Annotated in this window: 19 protein-coding genes; 9 read left to right on the top strand and 10 right to left on the bottom strand. The window is 54.4% G+C overall.

The annotated features are described in order from the left end of the window. Positions 1 to 113: 113 nt before the first annotated feature. Positions 114 to 4,568, bottom strand: coding sequence for a PVC-type heme-binding CxxCH protein (locus C5Y83_RS09570; protein ID WP_233207176.1), 4,455 nt, complete (start codon positions 4,566 to 4,568; stop codon positions 114 to 116). Between the two features lie 308 nt (positions 4,569 to 4,876). Between C5Y83_RS09570 and nagB the strand changes: the two genes are divergently transcribed. Beyond that, entirely contained in the window at positions 4,877 to 6,766 is a 1,890-nt protein-coding gene (gene nagB / locus C5Y83_RS09565) for a glucosamine-6-phosphate deaminase (RefSeq protein ID WP_105329445.1), read from the top strand. A 362-nt stretch (positions 6,767 to 7,128) separates the two neighbouring features. Continuing rightward, positions 7,129 to 8,745, top strand: coding sequence for a hypothetical protein (locus tag C5Y83_RS09560; RefSeq protein WP_105329444.1), 1,617 nt, complete (start codon positions 7,129 to 7,131; stop codon positions 8,743 to 8,745). Positions 8,746 to 8,978: 233 nt separating this feature from the next. On the opposite strand, the gene C5Y83_RS09555 is transcribed toward C5Y83_RS09560, so the two are convergent. Both C5Y83_RS09555 and C5Y83_RS09550 read right to left on the bottom strand, forming a co-directional pair. Further along, positions 8,979 to 9,320, bottom strand: a complete 342-nt coding sequence (locus C5Y83_RS09555; RefSeq protein WP_105329443.1) for a helix-turn-helix transcriptional regulator — start codon at positions 9,318 to 9,320, stop codon at positions 8,979 to 8,981. A 235-nt stretch (positions 9,321 to 9,555) separates the two neighbouring features. Beyond that, on the bottom strand, positions 9,556 to 9,744 hold the full coding sequence (locus C5Y83_RS09550) for a Flp family type IVb pilin (protein WP_105329442.1): 189 nt from the start codon (positions 9,742 to 9,744) through the stop codon (positions 9,556 to 9,558). Positions 9,745 to 9,990: 246 nt separating this feature from the next. Between C5Y83_RS09550 and lexA the strand changes: the two genes are divergently transcribed. Next, the gene (lexA, locus tag C5Y83_RS09545) at positions 9,991 to 10,602 is read left to right on the top strand and encodes a transcriptional repressor LexA (RefSeq protein ID WP_105329441.1); all 612 of its coding nucleotides are present in this window, start codon (positions 9,991 to 9,993) and stop codon (positions 10,600 to 10,602) included. Between the two features lie 90 nt (positions 10,603 to 10,692). Here lexA and C5Y83_RS09540 read toward each other — a convergent pair whose 3' ends face one another. The 4 genes from C5Y83_RS09540 to C5Y83_RS09525 form a co-directional block, all read right to left on the bottom strand. After that, positions 10,693 to 12,084 (bottom strand): sigma-54-dependent transcriptional regulator, encoded by a 1,392-nt coding sequence (locus C5Y83_RS09540; protein WP_409994588.1) that lies wholly within the window; start codon positions 12,082 to 12,084, stop codon positions 10,693 to 10,695. Beyond that, complete coding sequence (locus C5Y83_RS09535; RefSeq protein WP_146117727.1) at positions 12,059 to 13,648, bottom strand: sensor histidine kinase; 1,590 nt, start codon at positions 13,646 to 13,648, stop codon at positions 12,059 to 12,061. Before C5Y83_RS09535 ends, C5Y83_RS09540 begins: the two co-directional genes overlap by 26 nt. A 238-nt stretch (positions 13,649 to 13,886) precedes the next feature. Next, positions 13,887 to 15,257: a DUF1552 domain-containing protein gene (locus C5Y83_RS09530; RefSeq protein WP_105329439.1), complete on the bottom strand. Its 1,371-nt coding sequence runs from the start codon at positions 15,255 to 15,257 to the stop codon at positions 13,887 to 13,889. A 71-nt stretch (positions 15,258 to 15,328) separates the two neighbouring features. Then, the gene (locus C5Y83_RS09525; protein ID WP_105329438.1) at positions 15,329 to 17,296 is read right to left on the bottom strand and encodes a DUF1592 domain-containing protein; all 1,968 of its coding nucleotides are present in this window, start codon (positions 17,294 to 17,296) and stop codon (positions 15,329 to 15,331) included. A gap of 296 nt (positions 17,297 to 17,592) precedes the next feature. On the opposite strand from C5Y83_RS09525, the gene C5Y83_RS09520 reads away from it, so the two are divergent. The 4 genes from C5Y83_RS09520 to C5Y83_RS09505 are packed head-to-tail and all read left to right on the top strand — an operon-like array spanning position 17,593 to position 20,730. Further along, positions 17,593 to 18,339 (top strand): ABC transporter ATP-binding protein, encoded by a 747-nt coding sequence (locus C5Y83_RS09520; RefSeq protein WP_233207175.1) that lies wholly within the window; start codon positions 17,593 to 17,595, stop codon positions 18,337 to 18,339. Further along, positions 18,336 to 19,115, top strand: coding sequence for an ABC transporter permease (locus C5Y83_RS09515; RefSeq protein WP_105329437.1), 780 nt, complete (start codon positions 18,336 to 18,338; stop codon positions 19,113 to 19,115). The genes C5Y83_RS09520 and C5Y83_RS09515 overlap by 4 nt, the downstream gene beginning before the upstream one ends. A gap of 2 nt (positions 19,116 to 19,117) precedes the next feature. Then, on the top strand, positions 19,118 to 20,089 hold the full coding sequence (locus C5Y83_RS09510; protein WP_105329436.1) for an ABC transporter substrate-binding protein: 972 nt from the start codon (positions 19,118 to 19,120) through the stop codon (positions 20,087 to 20,089). Then, positions 20,086 to 20,730: a histidine phosphatase family protein gene (locus C5Y83_RS09505; RefSeq protein WP_105329435.1), complete on the top strand. Its 645-nt coding sequence runs from the start codon at positions 20,086 to 20,088 to the stop codon at positions 20,728 to 20,730. The genes C5Y83_RS09510 and C5Y83_RS09505 overlap by 4 nt, the downstream gene beginning before the upstream one ends. On the opposite strand, the gene lpxK is transcribed toward C5Y83_RS09505, so the two are convergent. Both lpxK and C5Y83_RS09495 read right to left on the bottom strand, forming a co-directional pair. Next, the gene (lpxK, locus tag C5Y83_RS09500) at positions 20,724 to 21,806 is read right to left on the bottom strand and encodes a tetraacyldisaccharide 4'-kinase (RefSeq protein ID WP_105329434.1); all 1,083 of its coding nucleotides are present in this window, start codon (positions 21,804 to 21,806) and stop codon (positions 20,724 to 20,726) included. The two genes, C5Y83_RS09505 and lpxK, sit on opposite strands and share 7 nt — an antisense overlap. A gap of 79 nt (positions 21,807 to 21,885) precedes the next feature. Beyond that, positions 21,886 to 22,986, bottom strand: coding sequence for an isocitrate/isopropylmalate dehydrogenase family protein (locus tag C5Y83_RS09495; RefSeq protein WP_105329433.1), 1,101 nt, complete (start codon positions 22,984 to 22,986; stop codon positions 21,886 to 21,888). A 484-nt stretch (positions 22,987 to 23,470) separates the two neighbouring features. Between C5Y83_RS09495 and C5Y83_RS29385 the strand changes: the two genes are divergently transcribed. Together C5Y83_RS29385 and C5Y83_RS09485 are read left to right on the top strand one after the other, a co-directional pair. Then, the gene (locus tag C5Y83_RS29385) at positions 23,471 to 23,782 is read left to right on the top strand and encodes a hypothetical protein (protein ID WP_105329432.1); all 312 of its coding nucleotides are present in this window, start codon (positions 23,471 to 23,473) and stop codon (positions 23,780 to 23,782) included. 37 nt (positions 23,783 to 23,819) lie between these two features. Continuing rightward, positions 23,820 to 24,293, top strand: coding sequence for a hypothetical protein (locus tag C5Y83_RS09485; RefSeq protein ID WP_105329431.1), 474 nt, complete (start codon positions 23,820 to 23,822; stop codon positions 24,291 to 24,293). An 80-nt stretch (positions 24,294 to 24,373) separates the two neighbouring features. Here C5Y83_RS09485 and C5Y83_RS09480 read toward each other — a convergent pair whose 3' ends face one another. Beyond that, positions 24,374 to 25,069, bottom strand: coding sequence for a DUF1559 domain-containing protein (locus tag C5Y83_RS09480; protein ID WP_105329430.1), 696 nt, complete (start codon positions 25,067 to 25,069; stop codon positions 24,374 to 24,376). Positions 25,070 to 25,280: the final 211 nt, after the last annotated feature.

The following is a 25,280-nucleotide window of genomic DNA, read 5'->3' as shown; positions in this document are numbered from 1 at the left end:
TTTCCTTCTAGGGGAAACTCAAGATTCTATAGCTGCCGCGGCGAGGTCGCAACCCCCAAAAGCCTTGGAGGCTGCGATGTTTGCCGCAAAGAACACGATAGCAACGATTTACGTTACTCCGGAGCTTCCACGGTCACTGCCATGACGACGGGGGCCGTCTGATCGTTGCCTTTCACCAGATCGATCGACTTGATCATCTCGGCCCGCTCTGGGTGAACGGCTAGGTAGCGAACCTGACGCCCTTGCAGATCGAAAGCGAACTTCGATTCTGGCACGTCGACGCGTCGGATATAGTCGGCGATCTGGACCCCGTTTTTGAGGGGGTGATCCTCGACGGTGCCGTCTTCGTACGTCAGACGAACGATCATCGAGGTCGAACCGTTCTGACCGTAAGGAGATGCCCAGCCAGCGACGCCACCCAAGATATGCACAGCCTTAACCGGCATGTTACAAGGAAGGGACACCTGTTTCGGCATCTTCGGAGGAATGTTCCCCTGAGGACCGTTCAACAGAACGACGTTCGGCTTCTTGGTTCCTTCTGGATCGACCAGCTGGAACGGAACCCCATCAACCGTCTTTGGTGACCATTCGTCAAAGGCCATCCGTTCGGCCGGCGAGGCCTTCGAGTTGAACATCCCTTCGGTGCTAACGACTGTGGCGACCTTCTCGAGCGGAAGTGGCACGTACTTGCCACGCTTGGTAAGGAAGGCCAGCAGGTCGGTGAACTCTTCCGGTTTAATCTGCTTCTCGAAGCCAACCGGCATCAGCGATTGAGGCGTACCACGCAGTTCGTCGATGTCTTCTCGCAGAATCGATTGCTTTTTACCTTCGGCGTCGATCAGCTCGATTGCCGTGCGACTTTCAGAAGCCAACAGTCCGCTCATCACGCGGCCATCCATCGTAGCTACCATGTAGGTGCGGTAGTTCGATTCAACGCTACGGTTGGGATCGAGGATTTCGGTCAACAACTGCGTCTTCGGATGAACGGCCATACCGGTCAGGTCGGGGCCGATCTTCGAACCTTCGCCGCTGTGGACGTGGCACTTCGAGCATTCTCGCTTGAAGACGAGTTTGCCAGCGGCCGGGTCACCCTTCGCTTCGGTCGTTGACCACAGTTCTTCGATCACCTTCTGACGGTCGGCGTTCGGCAAAGCACCACCTCGCATGAAGAGTGCTTCAGCACGCTTACGAATCTGCGAGTCTGGATGTTGCGAAAGGGCCTGACGTTGGTCGAGTGCCAACTCGTTGAGTTGGATTTCGCCTGCATCCATGGCGCCCAGTAGTTCGCTGGTCCAAGCCGGACGTCCCAGCAGCAGGCCAATCGCATCCTTTCGGGCGGCTGGCGTCAGGGTTGGAAGGACTTCCAGCACGTGCGAACCGAGTTCGTCGTTTTCGCTCGTGGCCAGTGCGACGAAGAGGGCACGAGTAACATCGGCCGAGGTTTGAGGGCCGATCAGGTTTAGCAGTTCCACTTCAACGGGAGGATCGGTCTTCACGTTCAATTGAACGATCTCGCGAGCCAACTGCTGTGTTTCACGTGGGCTTAAATCTCCTTCTTCCAGACGCTCCAGCGAGGTCTCGACCAGTTCCTTGAGCTGCGAAGCCAGACGATCGCTGCCCCAGTTCACGGCCAAGCGGATCAGCTTACCCTTGGTGGAAGGAGGAAGCTTTTCGGCCAATGCGGCGAGTGACTGATCGAGTTCGTCGGTGATTTCTGGCTTGTCTTCCTTCGGCCAACCACTCGATAAACCGTTGACAATCGCGTCGGCGATCTGTGGCTGGGCGTCCTGAATCGACGGAATCAGATCGGCCACGGTGTCGGTTGGGCCGCTACGTGCATAGTGCTCGGTCACGATCGCCACCAGCTTCAGCATGGCATCGTCCACCTTTTTTGACTTAGCAACCGCTTTGAGGAAGCTGGCTCCTTGCTGGGCAGCTGCGGCCGTTGCGGCATCTGGGATCCAGCGATCACGGAAATTCTCTTGCTTAGCAATCATGGCCAACAGCTCGGTGCCGGCGGCGTCGCTGGCAGGTAGATCGGCCAAGGCCAACAACGCCATCAAGCGAACTTGCGGATCGTCATCGTTGAGCACGCCACTGTTCAAGATCGCCGCGGTGCTTTCCGGCGAGGAAGGCAGGACCTGAACCGCGTTCCGACGAACGCCAGGCGCCTTATGCTCAAGCGAAGCGTAAACTGCTTGAGCCGCATCGCTATTCGGATCTTCCAGAGCACCTAGACCGTCGAGGGTCCACAGTGCATGAATTGCTCCCACGTTCAAACCAACCGAGTCAATTGCGTTGTCGCTGATCAGGTTGATCAATGCTGGCACGACATCGGTCTTGCCACGTTCGACTAGCAATTGCTGAGCATGGCGACGCCACAGGAGGTTGTCGTTCTGCAGCGTTGCTACCAGTTCTTCGGGCGAAGCTTTCGTTAGATCAAGCTTCCAGCCTTTGTCTTCTTTGGCACCTTCGCCGGTATAGACAATGCGGTAGATGCGACCATGGCGTTTGTCACGTAGGTCGGTCTCGTAAGCTGCGCCTTTGCCCGTCTGGAAGCCGTGCGGCGTCGGATTGTGCTGCACGATGTAGTTGTACCAGTCGAGCACCCAGACGTTGCCGTCGGGGCCAACTTCGGCTTGGATGGGGGCGGTCCATTCATCGTCCGAAGCGACTAGGTTAAAGGCGTTGGTGGACGAGAAATCACTGCCGTGACGGGAAATCACGAACGCACCGGTAAGGTGACCAGTCGGGCCGTTCACGAAAGCAACACGATTCCAGAACGGTTCGGGATAATTACGAGCGGTATAGAGCGAATGCCCAGCACCAGCCGTGTAACCACCATGATGGTCAACCTGACGAACCTTTTCGGTGATCGCGTGAAAGTCATTGGTGTCGGCCATCGAGTGCAGCGTTAAGCTGGCAGTCCAACCGCGAACACGTTCGTAGTAGCGATTCGGAATCGGCATGTAAACGCTTGGGCAACCGTTGGCGGTCGAGCCGAAGATGATTCCTTCTTCGCTAATTCCTAAGCCCCATGTGTTGTTGTCAGTTGAACGAATGAACTCCAGCTTGCTGCCGTCTGGCTTGAAGCGGAAGAAGCCGTTACGGAAGCCTGGCTGTTCTTCGCCTTGAACGACGACATGCGAGTCGTTGTAACCCTGCATCGCCCAGATCCAGTTGTCGTGACCGTATTGGAAGTTGCTCACACCGCCGTGCGTGTCACGCATGTTCCAACCGGTGAAGATCACCTTCTTCTCGTCGGCAACGTCGTCGCCGTTGGTGTCTTTCAGGAAGATCGTCTCGGTGCCGTTTTGCACGATCAAGCCACCGTCGTGGAAGGCGATGCTGGTCGGAATGCTCAGGCCTTCAGCAAACGTCGTCACCTTGTCGGCTTGCAAGTCGCCATCGGTGTCTTCGCAGACGACGATGCGGTCGCGGCCGGGACCGCGGCTGTGCAGTTCGTTCGGGTAGTCGAGCGTCATGCACATCCACAAACGCCCCTTGGCGTCCCAGGTCATGAAAATCGGCTTGCCGCCATCGAAGATCTCTTCCGAAGCGAAAAGCTTAGCTTCAAAACCTTCCGGCAGCACCAAATGCTTCTTTGATTCTTCCGGAGCGAGCGGCTTCTGCATCAAGCTCATCGGTTCTTCCTGGGTTCCCCAGCGAGCACCGGCAGTATAGTTCGGGATCTTCGCACCAACGTCGACGTAGTCGAAGGGTTTAACGTCAGTGTTTGGCTTCTGCATTTCAGGCACGCCCATTGGTCGATCGAAGGCGGTCACCAGGCCAGGTTGCTCTGGCGGGAAGTTCGGAGCGACGGCCGGATCTTGACCGACGGCCCAACGAACGCCGCGCTCTACCAGATTTTGGAATCCAGGGTTGGTCCATGTCCGTGCGTCATGTCCCCATGCGGTGTAGAAGACGCGGCCTTTGCCTTGTTCACGAACCCACGTCCAAGGTTCTTTTTCGTTGTTGCCCACACGGTAGGTCAGCACGGTGCGGTTCTTTTCGTTGTGCTTGGTGTGGACGTAAGTTTCGTCCCAGCTTTCAAAACCGTCGAACCCCTTCATGATTGGATGCTGCGACTCGGCGATCTTTGTGCGGAAAGTACCGGTGCCGTGACGTTGGAACTGAGCCCCCACCAAGGCGATGTACTTCGGCGAGTTCAAGAAGCAGTACGATGCACAGTGCAGCGGGATCAGTCCGTGACCTTGCTCGACGTAATCGATCATGGCCTGTTCGGTGGCGGGATCGATTTGCTCGGTGTTGGCATAGATCATCAGGCCGTCAAACTTCGCGAGCGTTTCAGGATTGATATCCTTCAGCGAATCGGTGTATTTCAGATCGATGCCCCGATCTTCCAGTGCCGGCTGAAGTTCCACGAACCGCTTGGCGGGTTGGTGGTGGCCGTTATCCCCCAGGAATAGGATCGAAATTCGTCCTTCACCAGGTTGCGTATCGGCTGCGTTGGCTGAAGTCGACGCGGCATGGTTCAAGCACATTGCCACGGCGAAAACGCCGACGGCAAACCGCATGATCGAAGAGAATGTCTTGTTGCGACGCATGGCATTGGGGGGGTAGGAGGAATCGAATTTAACATCGAGCGTCGGATGTGATTCTGCCCGGTTGGACGTAGGGGAATGGGCAGGGGAAAAGTTAAAATTTCCGACTAATTCAACTATAGTGGCTCAAGGCAATAAGTCCCCTTAAATAAGTCTCGGAGATTGTAGGTTTTTTGCACGGAATTCCGTGGCGAACTCGACTCGATCCCTATTCAATCACTGCGCGATCGTTCATACTTGCCGATTCGGTTCGAGATTTTTACCTGCCGCGAAGACACCTTCGCATTCCTACAACCCGAACAACGAGAATTATGACTGAACGAACCGCTGATCGACCTGTGATGTCGATCCAGTCAACTGCTTTGCCATGCTCTGTTTTTTCCTCCAGCGAAGCTCTTTCCCGCCACGTCGCTGAAATCGTTGCCACGATTATTCGTGAACGACAGGCCCAAAAGGCCACTGCCGTGCTGGGGCTTCCAACCGGTTCCACGCCCATGGGCGTCTATCGAGAACTGGTTCGCATGCATCAGGAAGAAGGGTTGGATCTCTCCAACGTCATTACCTTCAACCTGGACGAATACTACGGTCTCAAACCCACGCAGCTGCAAAGTTACCATCGGCAAATGCACGAGGTCTTCTTTCAGCATGTGAATATCGCTTCAGAGAATATTCACATCCCCGACGGTATGATTCCGTTAGATGAAGTCGACGCCTACTGCGACGACTACGAAGCCAAGATCCGCGAAGCTGGCGGCATCGATTTGATGTTGCTGGGGATTGGCTCGAATGGACACATTGGCTTCAACGAGCCCTTCAGTATCCATAACAGCCGAACGCGACTGTGCACGTTGGATCCAATCACCCGCCGTGGTGCTGCGTCCGACTTCTTTCACGAAGAAAACGTCCCGCATCAAGCGATCACGATGGGGCTGGGCACCATCCTGGAAGCCCGCAAGATCTTGTTGTTGGCTCTTGGCCAAGGCAAGTCGTCTGTCATTCGCGAGTTGCTCGAAGGCCCGGTTACCAACCGTGTTCCGGCGACCTGCTTGCAGGATCATCGCGACACATCGGTGTTCATCGATTCGGCAGCCGGTATCAAGCTGACCGCTGTCGATACCCCTTGGGTCGAGCACGAGGTCGAGTGGGATCAGGTGATGATCAAACGGGCTGTGCTGTGGTTGTGCGAGCAGGCTGGCAAGTCGCTGCTGAAGCTCGACGACGATGACTTCCGCAAGTTCAATTTGCATCAGCTATTGCGTCACCATGGACCGGCACCGAGCCTGGCTCACCGCGTGTTTCGCTGGATGATGGATACCATCGAGTATCACCCAGCCGGTAAAGAAAAGAAGAAAGCGATTTGCTTTAGTCCTCACCCGGACGACGACGTGATCAGCATGGGCGGTACGCTCATTCGCCTAATCGACGACGGCCACGAAGCTCACGTCGCCTACATGACGAGCGGTAATATCGCCGTGTTCGATCATGATGCTCAGCGATTTGCCGACTTCGTTACTCAGTACAATCGCCTGTTTGGCATCGACGAGCACAAGTCCGCTGAAGTCGAAGGTCAAGTGGTCGAATCGCTGAAGGGTAAACCACCCGGCGAGCCCGATATCGAAGCTGTGCTGACGATTAAAGGTTTGATTCGTCGCAGTGAAGCCATTGCCGGGGCTTTGAAGGCTGGCTGTCAGGAAGAACACCTACACTTCCTCGATCTACCGTTCTATCGCACGGGTAAGGTCGCCAAGAACCCACTCGGCCCTGAAGACGTGCAGATCGTCAAAGAGTTAATCCTGAAGGTTCAACCCGACCAGGTATATATCGCGGGCGATCTTTCCGATCCGCACGGCACCCACCGTGTATGTGCGATGGCTATCTTCAACGCACTCTTGGAAATTGAAGCCGAAACCGGAAGTCGCCCGGAAGCCCTGCTTTATCGCGGTGCCTGGCAAGAATACCCGCTGCACGAGATCGAAATCTGCGTGCCACTTTCGCCGAACGACATGTTCAAGAAGCGACAGGCGATTTTCATGCACGAAAGCCAGAAGGATAGTGCGTTGTTCCCCGGAACCGACCCACGCGAATTCTGGGAACGTGCTGAAGACCGTAATATCGGAACGGCCGATTCCTACAATAGGATTGGTCTGCCTGAATACTTCGCGATGGAAGCATTCGTTCGCTGGAACGGTCAACCACTCTAAACAAGAGTGGAAGCTAAAACGACAGTAAAGAGGCTCGGTGCCACCGCCGAGCCTCTTTTTTTATGCGGCAAACGAAATGTCTCGAGTTGTTTTGCTGTTATCTAGTGCACTTAGAGATAAGCATTAACGATTGTCAGATTCAGTGTGAATTTGGCCATTGCCATGTCGGGACAGAGGCTGGGCCGACGATTATTGAGTAAATTCACAAAGATTTCTTGATATTCGTTTGGTCGCATAGAAATATGTATTCTTCTCCAAAATCAGAATTGTGACGTGAGATTAGCCTGTCGTCAGAAAATGGCGTTAGTCATCGATAGACAAGAGTGTGAGGAGAACGAGTTCCTCCGAGGAAAATCCAAGATATGTCGAAACGCTCGCTGATACTATATATCGCCCTCTACGCACTGATTGTCGTCGTATGGGCAACAGTCGGCGCTTATGTTGTTCCTCAGATTGTTAGCGACGCCTACGACGGAAAATCTTGGGGGTTCATCAATTCGATATTTGATGGTCAAAGTTCCCCCGCAAAAGAGCACTATTTAAACAAGTGGCAACGCTTTTACGTTACTAGTGTCGTCGTGTTAATGGGAATTCCTTTGCTCTTTCTTGTCGCGAATCGCTTGTGCATTCAATTCTTTAATCGATTTGTTGGTCACTCATCCCCGCAGTCACTCGGGGCAATTCGATTCTGGATCTTCTCTATTCTGGCAGTAAATGTTTTGTGGGAAGACTTGCCAAGCATTGCGTATCTCCCAGGGCAGCTACGTAGTCGAATGGGGGTCATGTTATTGATTCACAAGATACCTGGATGGGATTCTATCTATTCGAGCTACCACGCACTTTTGGTGCTGAAAGTAGCAACTTTAATAGCGTTGTTTCTGGCACTGATTGGGTTAAAAACAAAATGGAGTGTGCCACTTGCCTCTCTTCTGGCGTTGCTACACGGTGGCATTTTGCGTGAGTATTCCCATTTTTTTCATACCTGTCTTCTGCCAATACATGTTGCAATTGCTCTTTCGTTTATGCCGTGTGGAGATGGGTTCTCCGTCGACCGATATCTCTCAAAATTGAAGGTAAACGACTCACCGCAAAATCAAGGACTTCTAGCGAAATATGGTTGGTCGAGATACATCTGTTGGGGCCTGATTGCTGCAGCGTACACGGCCGCTGGACTGAGTAAGATCGCCAACGGCGGCCTCTGGTGGTGGCATGGCGAAAACCTCAAGAAAATCGTTCTTACTGACACCTTGAATCCAATGCAATTCGAGTTTGGGTTAGAGCATGAACTGGCGTATCTGCCTGTAGGCTTGTTTTCAGTGATGGGCCTTTCAGCCGTTATTATCGAGTCGACTTTCGGTGTGGTGCTTTTCTCTCGCCGTGCGAGATTGGTGTTGCCAGTTCTTGTGATTGGGATGCACTTGGGCATCTTAATTTGTCAAGGGATTTTGTTTTTCGACCTAATATTGATACAAGCGGTCTTCTTTGATTTCACGAGAATTTTGCCCGAGAATTTGCAACTGAAAGACAGTGTGAAACAGGCGAGCGAGAGCCCGAGGAGTCACTCATTGCACGCGAGGTGGTTTACGATATTCTTGTTGCTCATGTCAGTACTCGCCGCATTCTGGGCGTCCAGGCTGGAACTCTATCCTCTTACTGCGTGGCAGATGTACAGTGGAGTCAGTGAGTCAGAGTTAATCAAATACAATAAGGTGTTCGCTGTTTATGCGGATGGTAGGAAAGAAGAGGCCCGTCTCGAATATTGGATTGGTGCTCTCGCGGATTCTAGGTACCGGGATATTCTCAAGAAAACCACACAGCAGCAAGCAGCATTTTTCAAAATGCTGCTAAGTCTAGCAAACAAGGGATCTCAACAGCCAAAAATCATTCGGTTCGAGGTGGAGACTGTTGAGTGGAGATTCCTCACGAACGCGGATGATCCCGATTTCGGCACAGTTAAGAGCGTTGAACATTATCCGTGAGTAATGCAACTCTTGACAATTGTTAAAACGTCTTCCTCTTCAATTTCTCAAGGGTTCGATGTGTACGGATTATTGGCATCTGCTACTACAACCCGAGCCGTTTTTTCTTCAACCGAGGTAATCAACTTCTCTTAGATTAGCGTTTTAGCACGGCGATTTGCAAAGGAGTTGAGTTATGCGACCTCGTAGATTTGGCCATGGAATTAGTTTTGCGTGCAAGCTTGTGGGGCACCTCAATCTTTTAGTGAGAGTTCTGCAAGGTATCCTTGGGCTCGGACTTGCTCTGGCGTTCTCTCGAATCGCTCGCGGAAGGCACGCGTAAACGCTTCGTGCGATCCATACTGATAGTCGAGCGCGATCGTGAGGATGTCGTCTGCTCCGGCGGCCAGCCGTTGAGCTGCTTCGCTCAGCCGCCGAGCCCGCACATAACGCATCAGGGAGAGACCCATCGTCGCCGCAAAGGCCCTGGTGAGATGGTAAGGGGAAACGTGGCAAGCCGCGGCGATTGATTCGAGCGACAAGTCATTTTGAAGGTGGCCTTCCACAAACCATAACGCTTTCTGAACGGGATTCATTCGGTTCTCCTGAGGTCGAATTGCCCCAGCTTAGAAAGTGCCGACTAGAGCTCGCTTGATCGTTCTTGCGGATTTGGCACGAAGTTGTATCGGAGAAATTTTACGAACGAACAGTGGCACTAAAAGAGTGGGGCCAACTAGTCGTGAGCCTTCCCGCAGTTGCGAATCATTACGCACAGATAGCGCAGAAGATGCCACAAAGAAGCGTGGTGGAAAGGTGTGGGACGCTCGGAGATCAAACACCTAAGTCAGGGAAGGTTCGTTCGATTTCGGTCTTGGAGAAATTAAAACTGCCTTGCGTCAGCATGCCGATGAACGTAATCGAGCCGATGACAGCCATTAAGATCATGGCCAGCATGATGGCGTATTCTACGGAGGTGGGACCGTCCTCCGATTGGAGGAATTTGCAGATTTTGGGGAGCATGGAACCGTTCCTCGGATGGAGGGAGCGACGAGAAAAGAATAAACGTGAAATTCCATGCCCAAGCTGGGTGGTATCCACGGGATCAGTCAATTCAACCATACGTCGGATTTGAGGGGTTGGCAAAAAATAAGAATTCGCCCTGCTTTATGGGAGTTGACATATGTACAGCGTCTAGATAGGCTGTAATTACAACTCTACCCCTCCATACTGGAAGGGGAGTCTCGCGACGGATCAGGATCCTTGAACATGGCAAGTTCCCAATCGGCGACCGACCAATTAACAAAACGTCAGTGCGACGTTTTCTATTTCATTCGCGAAAAAATCCAAACGCGTGGCTACGGCCCCACGGTGCGCGAAATAGGCGAAGCGTTTGAGATTAGCTCGCCCAACGGCGTCGTCTGCCATTTGAAAGCCCTGGAACGCAAAGGGCTGATCTCACGTGAAAAGAACATGTCCCGGGCCATCCAACTTCGAGCCGAGGTCGAAGAAGAGGTCGGCTTACCTTTGGCTGGCCGAATTGCGGCAGGCGTCCTGCACGAAGCAATTGGTCAGGACGAACGGGTCGACTTCGGCACGATGTTCAATCGCCATGATCACTTCGTGTTGGAAGTCTCGGGCGACTCGATGACCGAGGCCCATATCGACGATGGCGACTACGTCGTAGTAAAGCAGCAAGATTCGGCTCGCGCCGGCGACATTGTCGTGGCGGAAACCGACGATGGCGATGCGACCCTTAAATATTGGTTCCCCGAAAAGAACCGTATTCGTCTACAGCCAGCCAACAGCAGCATGGAACCTATCTACGTCAAGAACGCCAAGGTACGCGGCGTAGTGATTGGCGTGGTACGCAAGTTCTAAGAATCGCTTGCCGACATACGACATGAGGAAACAAAAAGAGCTCACCATCAGGTGAGCTCTTCGCTTGCATGCTTTTTGGGATGGATCGAACTAAGCCGTTCGCTCGTTGGCGGTCGCCTGATTTAGCTTGTTGTAGAGCGTCTTCAAGCTAATCCCTAAGTCTTCCGCCGCTTGGGGTTTGTTTCCCTCATGTCGTTCGAGTGCTTCGTGAATTGCTTGCATTTCCAGTTCTCTCAGCGACATTGGCCCCACGACCGCGCGAAGCTGTGGCTGCTGTGAACCAGACTGTTCGCTGAATCGGCGTGGCAGGTGCTCTGGTTTGATCGGCAATTGTTCGCACAAGATCGTGGCATGTTCAACCACGTTTGCCAGTTCGCGGACGTTGCCTGGCCAGTGATGTGTTTTGAGCGCGCGGATCGTTTCGTTAGCGAACACCGTGTGTGTCATCGGGATCGTCGGCCAGAAACGACGACTGATATGTTCGGCCAGAAGTGGAATGTCTTCTGTCCGTTCCCTTAGGGCAGGGAGTTGGATTTCAAACGTGTTGATGCGGAACATCAAGTCTTCACGGAAATCGCCATCCCGGACCATATCTTCGATGTGACGATGCGTCGCGCTGATGATGCGAACGTCGACCTTGATCGAACTGTTTTCACCGACGCGGCGAATCTCGCCCGTTTCAAGTACCCGCAAAAGCTTCGCTTGGAGCGACTTGGGAAGCTCTCCGATTTCGTCTAGGAACAGGGAACCGCCATGGGCAACTTCAAACAGTCCGATACGTGTTTCTTCGGCGCCGGTGAACGCACCTTTACGGTGACCAAAAAGTTCACTCTCGATCAGATTCTCGGGGAGCGCTCCGCAGTTCACTGCCACGAACGGTTGTGAGTGTCGTAGACTTTGATCGTGTATCGCCTTCGCGACCAATTCCTTACCGGTACCGGTCTCACCGCGGATGAGAACCGCTGAGTTCGACGGAGCGACCTTGGAAATCATCTTGTTGACGACTGCCATCGGTTGCGAATCGCCGATGAGTTTCGATTTGCCTTCAATGCGATCGAGTCGGCTGGTAAGCGCTTTGATTTTTCGGTCCTGATCGCGCTTCTGGGCAACCCCTTCCAGCAGCGTTTTCAGTTCCATCAAGCGGCATGGCTTGGTCAGGTAAGCAAAGACCTTGAATTTCACCGCAGCGATGGCGCTCTCAGTCGACGACTTCCCGGTAAGGATGATCGCTTCGGTGTCCGGGGCCGTACTTTTTGCTTTCTCGATGACATCGATTCCGCTCTTGCCAGGCATGTCGAGGTCGACCAGCAGGCAATCAAAGTCTTCCTTTTCGAGGACCGCGATCGCCGTCACCCCGTCGGGACAGACCGTGACCGTATGACCAAGTCGCGGCAGTTCGAGGCTCATCAGCTTTTGGAGCGACTTCTCATCGTCGGCAAACAGAATCTTCAGCCCTTCAGGCTGCTTGGTGTTTTCGCTCATTGCGCTTACTTGCTTCCCTGCATGGCAGCGTAAAACTAAACTCGCTTCCGAGGCCTGGCCCTTCGCTCCATGCATCGATCTGACCACCATGGTCGCTCACGATGCGGTACGAAATGGAAAGCCCCAGTCCCGTCCCTTGGCCATCCCGGCGTCGGGTGAAAAACGGCTCAAACAAGTGACGTCGAACTTCGTCGGTCATGCCACAGCCGTCGTCTTTGACGGTGACTTTGACCTGGCCTCGTTCCTCGCCGATCTTCACCAATACCGATCCGCCTGGATCGATACTATCCAGGGCGTTCGTGATCAGGTTCAGAACCACTTGCTTGATTTCCGGTCCATTGACCGGAGCGAGGGCGACTTGATCGTCCTCGAAAATCAGATTCTTCTCGCGATACTTGCCCAAGTGACGCACCATATCGATGACGCCTTGAACGAGATCGCGAACATCGGTCTCGGTCTTTTCGACATCTCCTAGACGCGAGAAGTCGAGCAGTCGTTCGGTAATTTCCTTACAGCGGAATGCTTCCTCCTCGATCATACCGAGGTAAGTTTGTAGTACCGTCACGTCACAATCGCGGAACTGCGATTCCTCCCCTTCGCTCAGCCGCGAGCGAAGCGACTCCGCACAAAATGCGATCGAGGCCAGCGGATTGTTAATCTCATGGGCGACCCCGGCGGCTAGGAAACCAACGCTGGCCAGCTGTTCGCTGCGGACGACTTGGTTGGTGCGATCTTTTACCTGTTCGTTGAGGTTCGACTCGATGGCCTGGAATCGATGGGTCATCGCATTCATCGCGTCAGCGAGAATCGCCAGTTCGGCGTGTCCTTCCAGTTGTATTCGGTGGTCGAAGTCGCCATTGGCCACACGACGCGAGCCATCCATCAAGATTTTCAGGGGGCTAAACAGCCACCGCCAGCTTGCGTACACGGCGAAACCGATCGCACATGCTGTGAGGAACATCACTACCAGTGAAACGGTGATCCAGCTGCGATATTGCGAACGGACCTCGTCTTTGAGCTGCTGCATTTCTTCGATGAGGAAGCTAGGCAGCTTCTTGGCCAGTCCATGCAGGTGATCTGCTTCGCCCGAAAGCTGTTCCAGCTTGACCTTGTTCGAGAACCAATCGGAACCACGATTCAGGTCAGAGAGTTTCTGAAGCGAGCCATGAATCTCGCCAATCGTATCTCGTTCGTCCGAGTCATCACCAATGTCGCTGTCGCCGGCGCCACTGCGATCGAGCTGGTCTTCGTAGCGTCGCAACGCTTCCTGGGCGGCTGAGAACTTGATACGGAACTCTTGGGTTAGAAGCTCGTCGAGGGCCGAATTATGAAAGACAAAGTCTTCGGAATGCTTGGCCTGGTTCAGCGCGTGCCGCAGGTCGGTCACGGCCAAGGAGAAGTCGATTGCTAGCGGCAATTCGACTGAGCGGGCACTGATGTCTCGCGCGACCTGACGGTACGAAAGCCCGCCGAATAGGGTCGTGGCGAACAGCGCAAGCACGAGAGCGGCAAGCACGACTCCGCCGAGAATCAGTTTATGTCGAAGTGGGCGTCGGTTGAGCACCGCGACCTCCTTGTCGCAGAAGCACGTTTCAGCCGGCAATAATCGGAGCCGGTTGATCCAATACGCAGCCAAGATCGATTTGGTGCGAGGGGAGTGAGTCTAGCAGCCAGTTTGCAAATTTTACAAGAGCGATGTGCGGGAAATCCGAGGAAATCGTGACGGCTGAGCTGCTGGCACAAAAAAAGTGTCGACAGCATGACTGACGACACCTTCTTGTTTCTTGTTATTGGGCAAGCGTTTAGACAACGCTCAGCGAGCCCGTCGAGTCGCCAAAGTCAGGATCTTGGATTCCCATCTTCTGCATCATCGAGACGAACAGATTCGCCATTGGTGTACGATCTTCGACCTTCAACTGAACGTGACGCTCCGTTTCCAGCAAGCCACCACCTTTACCGGCCATAATGATCGGCAGATTGTCGTGACGGTGGCGATTGCCATCGGATAGGCCGCTACCGTAAACGATCATCGAGTTGTCCAGCACCGACGCACCCGAAGGATCTTTCAAGCTTCGCAGCTTGTCCAGGAAGTACGCGAACTGCGTGACGTAGAAGTGATCGATCTTGGCCAGCTTGTCGATCCACTCTTGGTTATCACGGTGGTGCGACAGGCTATGGTGACCTTCCGAAACGCCAATGTCCTTGAAATTACGGTTGCTACCGTCGTGGGCCAACATGAACGAAGCAATACGAGTTGAATCGGTCTGGAACGACAACGCCAGCAAGTCGAACATCAAACGAATGTGCTCGGCGTAATCCTTCGGAATACCTGCAGGGGCTTCCATCTCGACCTCTGGCAAATCGCGGAAGCGTTCCGACTTCTCGATGCGACTTTCGATCTCGCGGACGCCGGTCAGATATTCATCCAATTTGTGGACGTCGTTGCGCCCCAGTTGCTTCGACATCGACTTGGTTTCGCCCATGACGAAGTCGAGCACCGAGCGGCGTTCGGCCATCCGGCGATCGAAGTTCTTTTGACGTTCTTCGCCGTCACCTCGGCCGAACAAGCGTTCGAATACTAAACGGGGGTTCGACTCCGCCGACATAGGCGAGTGCTTGGTTCGCCACGACAAATTGAACTGATAGGCACACGAATAGCCAGAGTCGCACGAGCCCGACTTGCGTGCCCCATCGCAGGAAAGTTCCAGTGAGGGCAATCGCGTGGTGTGGCCGAGGTGCTTGGCCATCTCTTGATCGATCGAGACGCCCACTTCGATGTCAGAACCAGCCGTCTTACGAGGACGTTGTCCGGTGAGGAACGTGGCGTGGGCCCGGGCGTGGTCTCCGGCACCATCCTTACCGGCAAAACCGTTGGAGTGGGCCAAACCGCTGAGAATCTGGAACTCGCCACGAAGCCCTTCCAGCGGCTTCATCGTTTGGTTCAGCTTGTAGTCTTTGCCGGTACCTTCCGGGAACCATTTGGGAAGGATCACGCCGTTGGGCACGTACAGGAAGGCCGATCGCAGTGGATCTCCAGCGGCAGTCAGCGCCGGACCAGCAGCACTGGTGGTGGCTGCATTGCCGGTCGCTGGCATCAGGCTTTCCATGGCAGGCAATGCGACGGCCAGCCCCAGGCCCTTCAGGAAGTGGCGGCGGGAAGGCTTCATGGTCATGGCATCATATCCTTCTGAAATACGTTGCTGTCGGTAAGTCTTTTGTCCGGCAGGGATTGTTTCGGGCAGGATCAGCGATTGGACGACAAGAGGCTGCCGTCACCGCGACGTTTCTGGAAAGGGGCGGTATCCACAATGGTGTGAACCGTGTCACGCAGCTTGCCGTCGTTGGCCAGCATTCGCTCCACGATCAAGTCGACGGTCGGCGTGTCGTAATATTCCAAACCCCGACCGAGGGCGAAAGTAAGCAGTTTTTCGGTCAAACAACGATAAAAATCGACTTTTCGCTCGGTAGCCAACACCTTCGAGAGCTCACGCACCGTGTTAAACTCTTCCCCAGTGATCAACTTGCCTTTCGTGTCAATCTCGTTGCCGTCGTCATCTTCACGGTATTGGCCAATGTAGGTGAACTTTTCCAGGGCCAAGCCAAGCGGGTCCATGCGAGAGTGGCATGATTTGCACAGAGCTTCGCTCCGGTGAAGTTCCATCTGTTCACGCATGGTCAAACGGCGACCACGTTCGCGAACTGCTTCTAAGGCGGGCACATTTGGTGGGGCAGGGGGGGGAGGTGTTCCCAGGATGTTATCTAGGATGAACAGCCCACGCTTCACCGGCGAGGTACGGGTTGGGTTGGAAGTGACAATCAGGAACGTGCCTTGCGTGAGGATACCACCACGCACGCCGTCCTCCGGCAAGTCGACCTTCTTCATCTTGCGGTCGTCCAGGCCTTCGATGTCTTCCAGTCCGTAGTATTTTGCGAGCGGCTTGTTGAGAAACGTGTAATCAGCGGTCAGCAGTTCGCTGGCCGAGCGATTCTCTTTCAAGATGTACTCAAACAGCATGTCCGTTTCTTCACGCATCGCACGACGAACGGTTCGGCTGAAGATACGTTGGGCGTCGCCCAGGTCCTTCAGCTTGAGGGCGCGGCGAGGATCGATGCTGATCCCTTCGATGTCTTGCGATTGCAACCACTGGCCGACAAATCGGTGGATGAATCGTTCCGACTTCTCGTCGTCCAACATCCGATCGACCTGCTCATGCAGATTCTCGCGCAGTTTCGCTTCGGTGGCCAACTTCATCAGCTCGTCATCAGGCATCGAGCACCAGAGGAAGTACGACAGACGGGACGCAAGGGCGAATTCGTCAATCGGTACGACCTGGCCTGGGTTGTTTGGTTCAGGCTGGATCTCCGCCCGGAAAAGGAACTGTGGCGAGATGAGCATCGCAGCGAATGCCTGGGCGATCCCATTCTCGAACGTACGTCCTTCCAGTTCGTCAATCTTGCGTTGAATGTCCACCAAGCGGTCGAGTGTGGCATCGTCGACCGGACGGCGGAAGGCTTTCGTGGCGTAGCGTTTGAGGATCTTGCGAGCGTACACATCGCGTTCGCCCCGATCGTTGGTCGCAGGGCCGTCGAAGAAGATTCGCTTGTACTTGTCGCTCTTCTTGTCATCCACCAGCACCACGGCGGAAACAATTTCCTGAGCTGCGTCGAAGTACTTCTCGGTCATCAATGGCGAGATCGTCAGCACGTCGCCAATCGTGTCGAAGCCATAGCCGGTATCATCCGGTGGAAACGCCTCGTCGACGTCGTAGCGATAGCCGAACAAGTCTTGGATGGTGTATTGGTATTCGTCTCGATTCAACCGACGGATGGTCACACGACCTGGATCAGGATTCTTGGGATCGAGCTTGAAGACCTGCGATTCGATCCAACGACCGACCAGTTCGCTTTCTTCTTTGGTGGGTTGGTCTTCATCGGCCGGCGGCATCGTTTGCGCACGCAAATTGCGCCAGACAGCCAACCAAGTGGCGTGGTCGCCAAGACGTTCTTTCTCTGAGGCTTCTTCGATGACATCGAAGTTGATGTTCCCTTCCTCTGCACCATAGGCATGGCAGCCGTAGCAGTAGTTTTCCAAGATCGGTTTGACCTCGGCGAACGTGGGGGCCTGCGTTTGTTCGGCAGCGCTGCTATCGTTGATAGCTAAGCAGCCAAACGCGAGCGTCAGGATCAACGCGTTGAAGATATAACGAAGCATCGGGTTTCTTAAGGAGGGACGAAGGTGGGTCTTCGTGAATTGCAAGTTGCCGACGGCGAGGATAACTGGAGGGGGCAATGCCGCGGCAAAAAAGGAAGGCTGTAACTATCTATCGTAGGGAGGGATGTCCATGAAGTAAAGATTTATTCGGTAATCCCAGCAATTCCCCTGAAGGGTGGTGGGCTTGCGAGGAAGGGGAATCCTCGGCAAAACATGCGGGATACGGCCGCGACCGTTTAAAACGACTGTTTTTCCTCTGTGAAACATCTAACACCTCTGTCAGAAACTAGGTGCCGGTGACCGCAATCGAGTTTCATCAAATTGAAAAGCGTTTCTCCCCTGAGGCTTTGGTCCTTACGGTCGAGAAACTGCAAATTGCTGCTGGGGAATTTGTCTCCCTTGTGGGCCCGTCCGGATGTGGTAAGTCCACCTTGTTGCGACTGGTGGCTAATCTCGATTCACCTACCCACGGCGAACTCCGACTGGACGATGGTGTCGACATCGAGCGAGCCTTCGTCTTTCAAGACGCCAATTTAATCCCCTGGCGAACCACCTGGCAGAACGTTCAACTGCCGCTTGAACTTCGCCGGCATCTCACACAGGAAGATCGTGAGGCCATTTCTGATGCCTTGCGGCTGGTCGGTTTGCGGGAGGAAGATTTTCAGAAATATCCGCGGATGCTTTCCGGCGGGATGCGAATGCGGGTCTCATTGGCCCGAGCCTTGGTAACCGATCCGCATATTTTGCTATTGGACGAACCATTTGCGGCACTCGACGATTTGCTGCGGAACCAACTCAACGAACAACTGCTGGACATCTGGCAGCGGCAAAAATGGACCGGCTTGTTCGTCACGCACAACGTGCCGGAAGCGGTTTTCTTAAGCCAGCGGATTCTCGTAATGCATGCTCGCCCTGGGCGAATTGTGGCTGACCTTAAAGTGCCGTTTGATTTTCCTCGGACCAGCGACTTGCGATCCGATCCCGAATTTGCTCGCTTCTGTGGCGAAGTGGTCGGCCACCTGGCAGGAGTCGCCCACGCATGAACAAAGATCGCTTCACCTGGCGCTCGATTGTCTTGCCGGCGATTGTCTTTCTGTTGACGATTGCCATCTGGGAATGCATCGTCCTGACGGGCGTGCTGGAGACATACATTTTGCCGAGTCCCTACAGCGTAGCGCAAACCATGTGGCAGCGTGGCGGAGACCTTGCCGGCTACACCTTTCGCACCGGGATTGTCGCCGTGAGCGGCTTTTTAACGTCGGTTGTTCTTGGGGTGGGAATCTCGCTCGTCTTTTCCCAATCTGCGATCATCCGACAAAGTGGTTACCCCTATGCGATCTTCTTTCAAACGGTCCCGATTGTTGCCGTCGCGCCGTTGGTAATCGCGATCTTTGGTTACGGCATGCTGAGTGTGGTAGTCGTGACGACGATGATCAGCTTGTTTCCGATCATTACCAGCACGACTACCGGACTGATCACCGTTGATCAGGGGCTGCTCGATTTGTTCCGCTTGAACAACGCCACCCGTTGGCAGATCTTGTGGAAGCTGCAATTTCCCGGCGCGATCCGTTACCTGCTAACCGGCATGAAAACCAGCGCTGGGCTGGCGGTGGTCGGGGCGATCGTGGGGGAATTTTTCGCTGGGTATAGCAGTGGCGGACAAGGACTGGGATACTTCATCCTGATTTCACAAAATCAAACGAGCACCGCTAACCTATTTGCTGGCACCATTTGTAGTACGTTGTTGGGGGTGATTGTTTTCATTTCAATTTCGACCCTGGGACGATTGTTCCTGCATCGTTGGACGGGAGAGGGATAGACGTGGCACAACGCATGACGGTCGGGCTGCTGCTTGCAGTTACACTTTTCCTGTTCGGCTGCACCGGTAGTGGGCCCAAGACAGAAACGGTCGATGGTAAAACGCTTCGCAAAGTGAAGCTGGCCCTGAACTGGTTTCCAGAAGCCGAACACGGCGGTTTTTACACCGCGCAGCTTCAAGGTTACTTCGCCGAAGAGGGGCTTGATGTCGAGATCATCCCCGGTGGACCAGGGGCGCCGGTGATTCCTCAGGTTGCTCGCGGCGCCATCGAGTTCGGCATTGCCTCCGCCGATCAAATTCCTCTTGGCCGTGCAGAAGGTGCGAACGTGGTCGCGATGATGGCCCCGATTGATAAAAGTCCGCGCTGTTTCCTGGTGCACGAAGCTTCCGGTATCAAAACGCTTGAAGAGCTTAAAGACTGCACGCTGGCGATGAGCAGTGGCCGAGCTTTCGCGGAATACCTGAAGAAGCACGTTCCGTTAAAGAATGTCCGCATTGTTCCTTACGACGGTAGCATCACCGCGTTCCTGCGAGATCCGAACTTCGCCCAGCAAGGCTATGAATTCAGCGAGCCGTTTCTGGCCACCGAAGAAGGCGCCAAGGTTCGTGTACTGCCGATTCGCGATATCGGATTCAATCCGTATACGAGCGTGTTGTTTACCTCCGATAAGCTCAACGATAGCGACCCAGAGTTAATCGCGGCGATGACCCGCGCGTGCATCAAGGGTTGGAAAACCTATCTGACCGATCCGCTGGAAACGAACAAGCATCTCGAGTCACTCAATCCTGAGCTCTCACCTGGTGTGTTGAGTTTCGGTGTCGAGGCGATCAAACCGTTGACCATTGTCGACCAACCGAGCTACGGCCAGATGACGCTTGAGCGATGGAAGACGCTGACCGACCAGTTGGTCGAAATCGAGATGTTGAAGAAAGACGCTGTCAAACCGGAAGACTGTTTTAACGAGACAAAATGAGCGATTCGATTCCTGCCGATCAGTGCACGATGTTTCTCGTCCGACATGGGGCGACCGATTTGAATTTGAAGGTGCCGACCGTGCTACAAGGCAACGGTATCGACGGACCGTTGGCCGCAATTGGTCGCGAGCAAGCGGCTCTGACCGGCACCTTTCTCAAGTCTTATGCCTTTGATGCCGTTTACGCCAGCCCGATGGCCCGAGCCCAGGAAACCGCCGGGATCATTGCCCCTGGCCGTTCGATCGAAATCGTGCCCGATATCATCGAAGGGAACGTGGGGCGTTGGCTTGGTAAGAACTGGGATCAGATCGCTGCTGAAGACCCTGAAGAGTACCAAAAACATCTCGACGACCCTGCCGAGAATCCGTACCCGGAAGGGGAGTCGGCCAAGGATATTGCTCGTCGAAGCGTGCCAGCGATCACCAAGTTGATGCAAGAGAACCTCGGTCGTCGGATCTTAGTCGTGGCCCACAGCATCGTGATTCGCGTGGTCCTGGCACACCTGTATCAGATTCCGCTGAAGTCGTATCGCGCGATCGAACTCGATAACTGCTCGGTCAGTCGGCTTCATTATCATGACGAGAAGCTGAAGGTGATTGTCGCCAACTCCAACTTTCACCTCGATCCACTCTCTCAATAGTCGGCGTAGGGATCTTCGGGGATCCGCGTGACGATTTCCTCGAGGCGTTCTTCCAATTCGGCCTGACCGTCGACGATGTTCGCTTCAATGGTCAGTGCCCACAGCGGCTTCTCGGCCAGGCGATCAACACCGACTTTAACGAGATCCTTGTGCGTGCAGAGCACCGCCGTGAAGTCGCTCTGCTCGGCGACCCATTGCTCAAGGTTATGGATATCTTCTCCATCGAAATGGTAGTGATCGTCGAACTCGCGAAGCTCGATCACTTCCATACCCGCTTCACTGAGCGTGTGGCGGAAACCACTTGGGTTGCCGATTCCACAGAAAGCGAGCACCTTCTGCCCGCGCAGCGAATCGATCTCCGCGAACTCGCCGCTGGCATTCAGCAGGCGACTCGGTTGATGCCGCATCTCGACCAAGGCGGCATCCAGGTCGAGCTTTAGCACTTGATCCCAGATAGCCCGTCGCTGCTCGTCGCTAACCATGTCGCCGCGGGTCAGCACAATCACGTCGGCTCGGCGTAGTCCGATCGTCGGCTCGCGCAAAGTACCGCGAGGGAACAGATATCCATAACCAAACGGCGCCGTGGCATCGATCAAAACGATATCGAGATCGCGGGCAATCCGCCGATGTTGAAACGCATCGTCCAGCAGCAGCACCTGGGCAGCCAGTTCTTCGGCAGCGACCTTTGCGGCGGCGACACGATCAGGATTTTGCAAATGCGGAACGTCGGGCAGCAGTTGTTCCAGTTCCTTCGCCTCGTCGTTCTGGGCCCCTTGCTCGGCACCGTAACCGCGGCTGATCAGCGTGACGCGGTAATCTCGCTCGCGAAACCACCGAGCCAACCAAGCAACCATCGGCGTCTTGCCGGTTCCGCCGAGGGTGAGATTGCCGACGCTGATTACCGGCACGTCAATCTTTTCACTCCCTTTGACGTGCGAATCGTAGCGACGATTGCGAACCGTTACCCCAATGCCGTACGCCAGCGAAGCGAGCCACATCGTGCCGCGCAGCAGCGAAGCTCCGATTCCTCGGCGTTTGCCGCTGACAATTTCTTGGAAGTCTCGTGCGGAGAGCATCGTTCTCTCATACCAATAAGAAAAGGACAGGCCTACTTAAAGACCTGTCCCTTGGTTTATTTCAACTCGCCGGTGGGGACTAACCCTTCAGCTTGGCACAAATGGCGTCGGCCATCTCTTGCGTGCCAACGGCGGTCGGATCGTCGCGGTGTGGCTTCAGGTCGTACGTGACGTCCTTGCCTTCCTTGATGACGTCGGCCACGGCTTGTTCCAGACGCTGCGCGGCGTCCGTTTCGCCCATGTGTTGCAGCATCAGCATGCCTGACAGGATCAAAGCGGTCGGGTTGACCTTGTTCTGGCCCTTGTACTTCGGAGCCGAACCGTGGGTCGCTTCAAACACGGCCCCTTCTGGACCGATGTTCGCACCAGGGGCAACACCCAGGCCACCGACCAGACCGGCACCCAGGTCGCTGAGGATATCGCCGTACAAGTTTGGCAGCACGATCACGTCGTACAGTTCTGGCTTTTGGACCAGCTGCATGCACATGTTGTCGACGATGCGTTCTTCGAACTCGATATCTGGGTAGTCCTTGGCGACTTCCGTGGCGGTGGCCAGGTACAAGCCGTCCGAGTACTTCATGATGTTCGCTTTGTGAACCGCCGTGACCTTCTTGCGGCCGTTCTTTTGGGCGTAGTCAAACGCACAACGCACGATGCGTTCGGTTCCGCTCACACTGATCGGCTTGATCGAAACGCCCGTCTCTTCCGCACCAGTCTTGATCTTACGATCCGATGGCAGACCGTTGATGAACTCGATCAGCTTTTCCGTTTCCGGCTTGCCCTTCTCGAATTCAACACCGGCGTACAGGTCTTCGGTGTTTTCACGGACGATGACGATGTCGACGCCGACTTCGCTGAAGTAGCTGCGAACGCCAGGGTAGTACTTGCAAGGACGAATACAGGCAAACAGGCCCAGCTCTTGACGTAGATAAACGTTGATGCTGCGGAAACCGGTACCAACGGGCGTGGTGATCGGAGCCTTCAAGGCACAACGCGTCTTGCGGACGCTGTCGATCGTCGAGTCAGGGATCGGCGTTCCGGTTCGCTCCATCACGTCGATGCCCGCTTCTTGGACATCCCAGTTGATCGCAACGCCGGTCGCGTCAACGCACTTACGGGCGGCTTCCGCCAATTCAGGACCAGTACCGTCGCCGGTGATGAGGGTTACGTCGTAGGCCATGAGGTTTTCCTGGCAGCAGGGGGGAGAATCTTGGTGGATAAGCTATCGTTGGCGAAAAAACGCCTAGCAAAGAGCCCAAGTTAACAGACGAAAACCCCCCGGTAAACCTAGCGCCCGGGGTTTATGGCCCTGGAATCGGCGGGGAAAAGCTACCAAATCGTTGTTTTCGGTAGGGACGGGAAGAGATCAGGCGATTCTGATATTCAACGAAGCCCTTAACGAATGATGGTCTCCGGGGCGGCCCCACGCTTCGTCTTCTTGGCCCACGAACGTCAGCCGGTGCATAATAGAATCTCGAAGCGGCCGCTGAATATCATGATCCACGCCACAAACGAAGCAATTTGCTCAGGCAATGTCCCATTCTGACTCACACGACCCGTTCACCTCGCCATCCTCACCGGCTGTGCAGCTGGCTTCTTCACCAGAGGATTCAGTCAAGAAGAAAACAAGCATCTTAGAAACAGCGACAGGATTCATCGCAGGTATGTCGATCATGCTCCTGCTGTGTCAGGAATTCCCCCTGGCGATGTGGGGTGCGCACATTCTAGAAACCCTACGCCCAAATTGGGGTAATCCAAGCGAAACACAAAAAGTGCTGATGACACAGTACGAGTGGTTCATTGTCTTGCTGCCGGGGTCTTTGTGGGGTGTGCTGTTTTTCGCTGCGATCGTCGTAGCGATTGTCGGCAATCTGACAAAGACCTCCCGGTATGTCATGCTCATGTGGGCGATGACGGACCTGACCAGTTTCTTCGGCATGGCAGAAGTCGTGCGATCGGTCGGCGAGTACATGTAACAATCGTACGTCGAGGTAGAACAGGAGATGACATTGGATGGAAGCCCGTAAAAAATCCGTGAAACGGAAAGCCAGAGCAGCCTGGGCAGAGCATTCTGCGGCTTTACCACGGTTCAGCCTCAAGACGATGATCGCCTCGATCGCCGTTGGCATGGCGGCGGCGTCTTGCTACATGACGCTTAACCAGGATGTCCATCCGAGCGTTCTTGACGCGGGCTTTCGCTATTCGGAAGTCGATGGTTATTTTGCGAAGTTCAAGCGAGGCGAAATCATCGACATGGTCAGACTGCCTATTCTCAACGACGACATGGAGGTGCAGATTGTCGAGAGTGTCCGAGGCGCGGATTACGGCTTCGTTGAGTCACAATATCCCTTAGACCGTTTTTGGGTACAGGCCCACGGCTATCACGTCCATGTGTATGACGAGCACCATCTGTTTGTAATTATTTCCGACTGGTACGTAAACGAGCGGAAACGGGAGGAAGCGATAGCAGCGCAAGGCCAGAAGTAAGAATCGCATTGCATAGCCGGGCGCGTGGGAAAACGCTGGCGTTTTTTCGCCTGTTTACGTGACTATGTTAGGTATATTGCCTATCGATTCTTACCAAATTTGGCCTCCAGGAATTTCAGCGTCTCTTCCCGTTCTCGAATGATCGTCTCCTGGCCGATCTCGGCGGAACGCACGATCTGGTCTTTGATCTCTTCTAGTGATTTCCATTCTGGGACGATGCCAGGACCGAGGGCAACGTCGCGTGGTTCCATCCAGTGGATTCCGGAATCCTTGATCTCAATAATGATGAATGGTTGGTCCGCAGGGAGATAACGTCCTACTTGATGATCCAATCCATACGGCCTTTCCTCTAGCGGTGCACTCGCTAGGGCCACGAACAGCGTGTCGAAAGAATCGTCTCCCCGCGCCTCGTAATAGACCTCACCCACATCGGCAGGATTGGGAAACTTGTCCCCTTCCTTCCACCGCGTGGCGTTGCGTAAATCGGCATTGGCGTCACTATCCCAAGAGGTTTCGAAATTATATTCCTCACTAAAATTGTTTGCCTGAACCATCGGCAGGACCAGCACTCGCCAGCTATGAAAAGGCTTGCCACTAGCGTCGCTCACCACAAGTGGCGGAAATGTGCGATAGGTTTTGCGATATGCATCAACCGCAAAAGCAATTTGCTCTAGATATTGCTTACTCGTCCATGCAGTATTGTGCACGTCGCACGCAGAAAACGCGATTGCAACAACGACTGCAGTGACGAGAGTTCCGCGGGTGTTACGAGTCATTGTCGCTACTTTTGATGGAGTGGTTTGGGATTCACCAGCGCGAGCCGAAAAGGAGATCGGTAAGGTATGATTGGCGGTGCTGGAGTTTCACCTACACGCCAGTGCAATCAAACTCGAAGCAGATGTTATCGTCAATACGCGGGCATGCTGGAACGCGTTTTCGCTTGCTTAAGCCTACGTAACGGCATCATGGCCAGTCCCGTCGTTCCGT

The organism is Blastopirellula marina (assembly GCF_002967765.1).
Taxonomy (GTDB): Bacteria; Planctomycetota; Planctomycetia; order Pirellulales; family Pirellulaceae; genus Bremerella; species Bremerella marina_A.
This window is presented reverse-complemented; position numbering and strand designations above follow the sequence as displayed.

What these genes read in the sequence shown, in the direction of transcription:
- C5Y83_RS09550 (WP_105329442.1), bottom strand. Translation starts at nt 9,744, where the DNA reads ATGCTCCCCAAAATCTGCAAATTCCTCCAATCGGAGGACGGTCCCACC.
- C5Y83_RS09540 (WP_409994588.1), bottom strand. Translation starts at nt 12,084, where the DNA reads ATGAGCGAAAACACCAAGCAGCCTGAAGGGCTGAAGATTCTGTTTGCC.
- C5Y83_RS09515 (WP_105329437.1), top strand. Translation starts at nt 18,336, where the DNA reads ATGAACAAAGATCGCTTCACCTGGCGCTCGATTGTCTTGCCGGCGATT.
- C5Y83_RS09570 (WP_233207176.1), bottom strand. Translation starts at nt 4,568, where the DNA reads ATGCGTCGCAACAAGACATTCTCTTCGATCATGCGGTTTGCCGTCGGC.
- lpxK (WP_105329434.1), bottom strand. Translation starts at nt 21,806, where the DNA reads ATGCTCTCCGCACGAGACTTCCAAGAAATTGTCAGCGGCAAACGCCGA.
- nagB (WP_105329445.1), top strand. Translation starts at nt 4,877, where the DNA reads ATGACTGAACGAACCGCTGATCGACCTGTGATGTCGATCCAGTCAACT.
- C5Y83_RS09560 (WP_105329444.1), top strand. Translation starts at nt 7,129, where the DNA reads ATGTCGAAACGCTCGCTGATACTATATATCGCCCTCTACGCACTGATT.
- C5Y83_RS09525 (WP_105329438.1), bottom strand. Translation starts at nt 17,296, where the DNA reads ATGCTTCGTTATATCTTCAACGCGTTGATCCTGACGCTCGCGTTTGGC.
- C5Y83_RS09530 (WP_105329439.1), bottom strand. Translation starts at nt 15,257, where the DNA reads ATGACCATGAAGCCTTCCCGCCGCCACTTCCTGAAGGGCCTGGGGCTG.
- C5Y83_RS09505 (WP_105329435.1), top strand. Translation starts at nt 20,086, where the DNA reads ATGAGCGATTCGATTCCTGCCGATCAGTGCACGATGTTTCTCGTCCGA.
- C5Y83_RS09480 (WP_105329430.1), bottom strand. Translation starts at nt 25,069, where the DNA reads ATGACTCGTAACACCCGCGGAACTCTCGTCACTGCAGTCGTTGTTGCA.
- C5Y83_RS09485 (WP_105329431.1), top strand. Translation starts at nt 23,820, where the DNA reads ATGGAAGCCCGTAAAAAATCCGTGAAACGGAAAGCCAGAGCAGCCTGG.
- C5Y83_RS09495 (WP_105329433.1), bottom strand. Translation starts at nt 22,986, where the DNA reads ATGGCCTACGACGTAACCCTCATCACCGGCGACGGTACTGGTCCTGAA.
- C5Y83_RS29385 (WP_105329432.1), top strand. Translation starts at nt 23,471, where the DNA reads ATGTCGATCATGCTCCTGCTGTGTCAGGAATTCCCCCTGGCGATGTGG.
- lexA (WP_105329441.1), top strand. Translation starts at nt 9,991, where the DNA reads ATGGCAAGTTCCCAATCGGCGACCGACCAATTAACAAAACGTCAGTGC.
- C5Y83_RS09555 (WP_105329443.1), bottom strand. Translation starts at nt 9,320, where the DNA reads ATGAATCCCGTTCAGAAAGCGTTATGGTTTGTGGAAGGCCACCTTCAA.